Genomic DNA, 7,604 nt, shown 5'->3' with positions numbered 1-7,604 from the left:
CGACGGACGTCGAGCTCGCCGCATAACCCCAGCAACCCCGAACCACACCAAACCCGTCAGGGGCGCCTTGACGGAAGACATAGAGGCACCCCCCCACGACCCCTGGACCGCAACGAGGCCGGGCACCCCTCGGGTACCCGGCCATCGATCCGACGTCAGCCCTTCAGCGCGGCCATCCAGCTCTCGACCTCGTCCGACTGCCGAGGCAGCGCAGCGCTGAGGTTCCGGTTGCCGTCCTCCGTGACGAGGATGTCGTCCTCGATGCGGACGCCGATCCCCCGGTACTCCTGCGGCACCGTCAGGTCGTCGGCCTGGAAGTACAGTCCCGGCTCGACCGTGAGCACCATGCCGGGCTCCAGCGTGCCGTCGACGTACGACTCCACGCGCGCGGCGGCGCAGTCGTGGACGTCCATCCCCAGCATGTGACCGGTGCCGTGCAGCGTCCAGCGGCGCTGCAGGCCGAGCTCCAGGACGCGCTCGACCGGGCCCTCGACCAGGCCCCACTCGACGAGCCGCTCGGCCAGCACGCGCTGCGCGGCGTCATGGAAGTCGCGGTACTTGCCGCCCGGCCGGACGGCCGCGATACCGGCCTCCTGGGCGTCGTACACCGCGTCGTAGATCTTCTTCTGGATCTCGGTGAAGCGCCCGTTGACGGGCAGCGTCCGCGTGACGTCCGCCGTGTAGTACGTGTGCGTCTCGACGCCCGCGTCCAGCAGCAGCAGGTCGCCGGAGCGGACCGGGCCGTCGTTGCGCACCCAGTGCAGCGTGCAGGCGTGCGGTCCGGCGGCGGCGATGGTGCCGTAGCCGACGTCGTTGCCCTCCACGCGCGCGCGGAGGAAGAACGTGCCCTCGATGTAGCGCTCGGAGGTCGCCTCCGCCTTGTCGAGGACCTTGACCACGTCCTCGAAGCCGCGGGCCGTCGAGTCGACGGCCTTCTGCAGCTCGCCGATCTCGAAGTCGTCCTTGACCAGGCGGGCCTCGGAGAGGAAGACGCGCAGCTCCTCGTCGCGCTCGGCGGTGACCTTGTCGGTCAGGGCCGCCTCGATCCCGGCGTCGTACCCGCGCACGACCCGGACCGGTCCGGTGGCCTCGCGCAGCGTGTCGGCCAGCTCGCGCACGTCGGAGGCGGGGACGCCGTGCAGCTGCTCCGCCTCGGTGAGCGAGTGCCGGCGGCCGACCCACAGCTCGCCCTGGCCGGACAGCCAGAACTCGCCGTTCTCGCGGTCGGAGCGCGGCAGAAGGTAGATCGTGGCCTTGTGGCCGTCGGCGGCCGGCTCCAGGACGAGCACGCCGTCCTCGGTCTGGTCGCCTGTGAGGTACGCGTACTCGACGGAGGCCCGGAAGGCGTACTCCGTGTCGTTCGAGCGGGTCTTCAGGCTGCCCGCGGGGATCACCAGGCGCTCGCCCGGGAAGCGCGCGGAGAGCGCGGCGCGGCGGGCGGCGGTCTCGGCGGCCTGGGCGATCGGCTGCAGGTCGTGCAGCTCCGTGTCGGCCCAGCCGGACTTCATGCTCTCGGCCAGTTCGTCGGACACGCCCGGGTACAGGCCGTTCTTCCGCTGCTTGATGGGCTCCTCAGACTCAACTTCCGGGCCCGCTGCGTCAGCAGCAGAATCGGATACTGCCGGGGTGAGCTCCTCCGCCACGGTCATCCTCCTAGATACGGCACTGGACCCCCTCCATCGTACGGTCGTACGTAAGGGGGCCCAGGGGAGACGGACCTGTCACCGGAACTGTCACCGGACCTGTCACCGAGCCTCTTGCCCGCTGCCACCGGCCGGTTGCGCGCTGTCACCGGCGCCTACTCGAAGCGGGCCGCCAGCAGGACCACGTCCTCGTCGCTGTCCTGCTCGGCGAGCCCGTCCGGCAGGACCGTGCGCAGCACGTGGTCGGCGATCGCTCCGGGGTCGTGCCGCAGCGGCTTCGGCACCCCGGCGGCGGCCGCGTGCAGCCGGGCGAAGGCGCGGTCGACGGGATCGCCGGTCCGGTGCAGCAGGCCGTCGGTGTAGAGCAGCACCGTCTCGCCGGGCTCGGCCTCCAGCTCCACGCTCGGCGCCTCCCAGCAGGCCAGCATGCCCAGCGGCGCGGAGACGGAGGTCTCGACGAACTCCGTGCGCCGCCCGCCGACCAGCAGCGGTGGGCAGTGCCCGGCGCCGGCCAGGGTGATCTTGCGTAGGGCAGGTTCGCAGTAGGCGAACAGAGCGGTGGCGGAACGGGCCGGCTCGGTCAGCCGCAGCAACAGCTCCAGGTCGGACAGGACCGCGACCGGATCCTCGCCCTCCATCACGGCGTACGCCCGCAGGGAGGCGCGCAGCCGGCCCATCGCGGCGACGGCGCTCGGCCCTGACCCGGTGACGGACCCGACGGCGAGGCCCAGCGCGGCGTCCGGCAGCGGCAGCGCGTCGTACCAGTCGCCGCCCCCGCGCGGGCCGGTGCGGTGCCGGGCGGCGAGCTGGACGCCGGGCACCCGCGGCAGACGGGAGGGCAGCAGCTCCTCGGCCATCGTCCTCATGCACGCGCGCGTGCGCTCGACCTCCAGCAGCCGGGCCAGGTGCTCGGCGGCGTGGCGTACGTACAGGCCGACCAGGTGGCGCTGGCGCTCGCCCGGCTCGGCGGGCTCGTCGTAGAGCCATACGGCCGCGCCGAGGCGGCCCGGCGCGCCGTGCGCCTCCAGGGGCAGCGCGTAGCTGGCGGCGTAGCCGAGGCGGGCGGCCACCTCGCGGTGGCGCGGGTCCATGCCGGCCTCGGCGAACAGGTCGGGCTCGGCGATCTCGCCCTCGCCGCCGGGCAGCCCGTCGAGGATCCGGCCGAACGACAGGGCGCTGCGCGGGACGGTCTCGATGTGGCCGAGGTCGGCGCGGCCGAGGCCCAGGCCGATGGTGGTGTCCGGTCCGAGCCGGTCGGCGGGCTCCAGGACGACGAGTCCGCGCCGGGCGCCGACCAGGGCGGCTCCGGCGTGCAGCAGCTCCGTCAGGGCGTCCGACAGCGTGTCCGTGCGGGCGAGGCGTTCGGTGAGCTCGTGGAGGGTCGTGAGGTCCGAGACCCAGCCGGCGAGCCGGTCGGTCAGGAGGGCGGCCGGCACGGGGGAGCCGGTGGGGACGGGGGAGGCCGGGGGGACCGTCGCGGACCCCGGGGTGCCTGGCGCGGGCGCGACAGTGTGTGCGGGCGAGGGAACCGTTGAATCGATTCCAGCCACTTTCGGAGGGTGAGGGGCGTTCATGGCGTCCGGCTCTCGGACCGGAGCGTATTGCTCAAAAGCATCGCAAACCCCCATGTCATTCTGCGCCGCTAGCGGTGTCTCCACATGTACACGCACTCGTGAGGGGATGTCCAGCATTGTCCTGCTGGGATTACTGGTGTCCGTGGGCTCTTTGGGAGAATCACGCACGGTTCTTCCGGCTCCCTTGCGAAATTGCGAAGTTGGCTTAAAACTGACTCGGGTAACGGGTGATTGCGGTCGACTGGCCTTGCTCCACGGAGCGTCACAGCGGTCGTGATGGGTACGTACTCGGTAAGGGCCAGGGGTCGTTGGGAGCTCATGGGGAGCATCCCGGAACCTGGTGACCGGCCCGGGCGTCATAGTCATCGACGACCGTGCCCCATCCTCCCGTGGCGGAGGCGGAGAGAAATACGCGCGACGTTAAACGCCAGACTTCGCCACCCCACGCCACGCCCAGGCATTAGATGGACGCAAGTCGGACGGAGTGGCCGCGGAAGCAGCCACCGCTCGACCCTGAGGGGTTCCCCTTGTCTCGGACAGGGGTGTGATGCGCCAACAGGTACGCACAGTGAAGTGATCGACGCATGGTGTGATGTGACCCACGGTGTTGCCAGCGGTGCAACGGAAAGGAACGAGCGCTCATGCGCGAGATCCTCGGAAAGCGACGCAGGCTCCTGTCCCAGCGCAGCGACGGGCGGCCCGAGTTGATCGACTCGGCCCTGACCTTCGCGACGGAATGGCAGTGGCCCGTCCTCCCGGGGGCGGCGGCGGATCAGCGGAGCACCTCCCGCTGCAGCTGCCCCGACCCGGAGTGCACGGTCCCCGGTGCTCACCCCTTCGACCCCGGCCTGCTCGCGGCCACCACCGACGAGCGCATGGTGCGCTGGTGGTGGACGAACCGCCCGGCCGCACCGATCGTCCTGGCCACCGGGGCAACGGCCCCTTGCGCGGTCAGCCTCCCCGCCCTCGCGGCCTCGCGCGCGCTCGTGGCGCTCGACCGGCAGGGCATGCGCCTCGGCCCGGTCGTCGCCTCGCCCACCCGCTGGTTCCTCCTCGTGCGGCCCTACACGATGGAGCAGCTGGGTGAACTGCTCTACGCCAAGGACTTCGTGCCCGGCTCCCTCCGCTTCCACGGCGAGGGCGGCTACATCACCCTGCCCCCGTCCGAGACCGGCCGCGGCGACGTCTGGTGGGAGCGCGCGCCGCTGCCCGGCTCGGCCTCGCCCTGGGTGCCCGACGTCGAGGCCGTGGTGGACGCCGTCGTCGACGCCCTCACTCGTACGGGTGTGAGCGCCCCCGAGTTGTAGGGGTGTCGGGCGCGCGCCGGGCGGGACGCCCCGGTTCGCCCTCTATCTTCCGCTACATGAACCTTCGTCTCCTCGCCCTCGGGGGCGCTGTGGCAGGCGCGATCGCCCTGCCCCTGGCCATGGCGTCCGCGGGGCCGGTCGGGGACGAAGGGCGCGCGGCCCAGCCGACCGATCCCCACGCGACAGCCCCCCGGGCGGCCGCGGCGAAGGATGTGGCGGACGCAGAGGATGTGGCGGACGCAGAGGATGTGGCGGACGCAGAGGATGTGGCGGACGCAGAGGATGTGGCGGACGCAGAGGATGTGGCGGACGCGGGGGATGCGGCGGATGTGCGACCCGCCGATCGTACGGACCCCAAGGCGCCCTCGATCAGACCCTCCCGACCCCCGCTGCTGCTCGGCCTGGGCCTGGCCACTGCCGCCCGCTGCGGCCCCGAACTCACCTCCCCCGACGGCGTGGAGGCGCAGACCTGTGTGCTGTCCCAGGGCGAGGACACCTGGGCGCGCACCTACTACCGCAACGCCACCGGACGCGCCCTGGACGCCGTCCTGAGCCTCATGGGGCCCGCGGGCCGCACGGTGCGGACGAACTGCGCGACGGCCGCCGAGGACGAGCCGGAAACCTGCGAGACGCCGCACGAGCGGACCCGGGGGGAACTGGCGGCCTACACCGCGGTCGCGGAGTTTGCCCGAGCGACCGTCGATGGACCGCTGCTGCTGCGCTCCGGGAGCAACTCCCAGGCGGATACGGGCAGTTGACGTGCACTGGCACCGTGTAAACGGAGCCGCGCACAGAAAAACCCGGTTGCTGGCGACGGGGGATGCACCAGCAACCGGGCTACTCGAACGGTAACAAGAGATCGGCGCTACGCAAATTCGATCTCTTGTTTTCATCGGCTTTCCGGACACCGCCGAATCGACTCTTCCGGCACCGACTCGCCTTGCCTGAGCGGTAGTTGTGAGCCGAGTCACGATTCCCGCCGAGGCCCGACCTGCTGACCGGTCGGTCAGCGCGGCCGGGTTCGCTCTCTGTGCGTCAGCTGAGCGTGACCTGCCGGTTGGTCAGGCCGCCACGCGCGCGTCGCTCGTCGGCCGTGAGCGGCGCGTCCGAGGCCAGGGCGGTGGCGAGCCGCTCGGCGAACTCTGCGGCCGGCTTCTCCACGTCGTCCGCGGTGATCGCGCTCGGCAGGTCCCACACCGGCACCGTCAGGCCGTGCGCCCGGAAGGAACCCACCAGCCGCGTGCCCTCACCGAGGCTCGAACTGCCCGCCGCGTGCAGCCGCGCGAGGGCGTCCAGAAGTCGTTCCTCCGGGTGCGGCATGACCCAGCGCAGGTGGTTCTTGTCCGGCGTCTCGCACCAGTACGCGCAGTCCACACCGGTCAGCTTCACCGTCGGGATCGCCGCGGCGTTGGCCCGCTCCAGGGAGGCGGCCACCTCCGGCGCGGCGTTCTGCGGGTCCGGCACCCAGAACTCGAAGCCGCTGTGGACAACTGGCTCGAACGCGCCTTCGGGATCGAGCAGATCCTGCATCCGCGGACCGTCGGCCGGGGCACGGCGCGCCTGCACCGGGGTGCCGGGCTCCGCCTCCAGGGCCCGCTGCAGGGTGTCCGCCAGGTCGCGGCTGATGTCGCCCGACGGCGTGTCGTTCTGCAGACCGAGCAGCACCGAGCCGTCGTCGCGACGCAGCGCGGGCCAGGCCATCGGCAGCACCGTGGCCAGCACGACCGACGGGACGCCCTCGGGCAGGCCGGCCTTCAGGGTCAGCTCGACCGTGGCGGCCGGCACCAGTTCGCGCAGCGCCACCCAGTCGCCCTCGCCCGGCAGGCCCTCGAAGGGACGCTGCACCAGCTCGGTCACGGCATGCGCGGCGGCCCGGCCGTGACAGGCCTTGTAGCGGCGGCCACTGCCGCACGGGCAGGGCTCCCGCGCGCCGACGACCGGGACCTCGCCGTCGGTGAGCTGCGGCCGTCCGGCCTTCGTCTGGGGTCGCTTCTTGGCCATCTGGCTGTCTCCCGGGTACGGCTGTCTGTACGGGCGGGAGCCTAGCCGCTCGTACGCTCCGTCACCGGGACCTGTGGACAACCCGGGGTCTGTGGACAACCTGGGGGCCTGTGGACGAGCCGGGCCCATTCGGCAAGCCGGGGCCCCCGGGCGAGCCGGGGTGGCCTGCGGGCCATGGCCCCCGTGATGTTCACCGGGCCGCGTGCGGCTGGTGCCGATCGGCAGACCCAGCCGATCCGCAGACCCAGCCGATCCGCAGACCTGGCTGATTCGCGGACCTAGTCCAGGTCGTCGAACGCGTCCGTGAAGCCCAGGTCGGGCATCGACGCCACCGACGGGGCCGCGACCCGGGACGCGAAGTCGTCGCGACGACAGCCGGCGTCGGGGTCATACACGTCGGCGTGGACGACGACCCACACCGTGACCTCGCCGCGCGTGTCGTCCCGGACGCCCCAGTCGTCGGCCAACGCCGTGATGATGTTGAGCCCGCGGCCGCCGTGCGCGGTGACGGACGGGGTTGCCGGGGCCGGACGGGTCGGGCCACCGCCGTCGGTCACCTCGACCACCAGCCGGCCACCCGGATCGACACGCCACGCGGCCCGGACGTCGCCGTCCCCGGCCAGGGCGTCGCCCAGTGGCCTGCCGTGCTTGCACGCGTTGCTCAAAAGTTCGGAAAGGATCAGTACGGCGTCGTCGATGACCGATTCCGACACCCCGCCGCTGCGCAACTGATCGCGCATGCGGTGTCTCGCGTTCCCCACGCCCGCAGGACCATGGGGTACGGCCATGCTCGACGACGCGGGCACCTCCTGTGCCACCACCAACGCCACCCCCGAGACCTCCTTCGCCCCACGCCACGGTGTGGATGCCCCATTGGCCTGTACCGGAAACCGGCCAATGCGGGTCCCGTGACGCATTCGGAATGGTCGGACACGGACCGAACGCGCCGGTGCACTCCCTGTGAGGGGCCTGTCAGTGAGTGGCTTGATTTGGATGATATGGCCGATAACGGAGGATGCTGTAGGCGCGCTGTGAGGTCAAGAGGTGCGGATGGGACTTGAGGTGTTGTTGGGACTTCT

General features: G+C 71.7%; 6 protein-coding genes. 2 read left to right on the top strand and 4 right to left on the bottom strand.

Annotation, left to right across the window (positions count from 1 at the left end; translation table 11 throughout):
* Positions 1-155 precede the first annotated feature (155 nt).
* Positions 156-1,649: an aminopeptidase P family protein gene (locus ACIBAF_RS42110; RefSeq protein ID WP_399470853.1), complete on the bottom strand. Its 1,494-nt coding sequence runs from the start codon at positions 1,647-1,649 to the stop codon at positions 156-158.
* Between the two features lie 149 nt (positions 1,650-1,798).
* A complete protein-coding gene (locus ACIBAF_RS42105) occupies positions 1,799-3,334 on the bottom strand; it encodes a SpoIIE family protein phosphatase (protein ID WP_399470857.1) in 1,536 nt (511 codons plus the stop codon).
* Between the two features lie 524 nt (positions 3,335-3,858).
* Here ACIBAF_RS42105 and ACIBAF_RS42100 point away from each other — a divergent pair.
* Both ACIBAF_RS42100 and ACIBAF_RS42095 read left to right on the top strand, forming a co-directional pair.
* Positions 3,859-4,524 (top strand): bifunctional DNA primase/polymerase, encoded by a 666-nt coding sequence (locus ACIBAF_RS42100; protein ID WP_399470851.1) that lies wholly within the window; start codon positions 3,859-3,861, stop codon positions 4,522-4,524.
* A gap of 56 nt (positions 4,525-4,580) precedes the next feature.
* Entirely contained in the window at positions 4,581-5,282 is a 702-nt protein-coding gene (locus ACIBAF_RS42095; protein ID WP_399470849.1) for a hypothetical protein, read from the top strand.
* A gap of 277 nt (positions 5,283-5,559) precedes the next feature.
* On the opposite strand, the gene ACIBAF_RS42090 is transcribed toward ACIBAF_RS42095, so the two are convergent.
* A complete protein-coding gene (locus ACIBAF_RS42090) occupies positions 5,560-6,525 on the bottom strand; it encodes a DUF5926 family protein (protein ID WP_399470847.1) in 966 nt (321 codons plus the stop codon).
* Positions 6,526-6,803: 278 nt separating this feature from the next.
* Positions 6,804-7,442 (bottom strand): ATP-binding protein, encoded by a 639-nt coding sequence (locus ACIBAF_RS42085; RefSeq protein ID WP_399470845.1) that lies wholly within the window; start codon positions 7,440-7,442, stop codon positions 6,804-6,806.
* Positions 7,443-7,604 lie beyond the last annotated feature (162 nt).

This window comes from Streptomyces sp. NPDC051677, assembly GCF_044453465.1.
Classification (GTDB): Bacteria; Actinomycetota; Actinomycetes; order Streptomycetales; family Streptomycetaceae; genus Streptomyces.
Note: the sequence above shows the minus strand (reverse complement) of the source record. Positions and strands in the feature narration are given on the sequence as shown.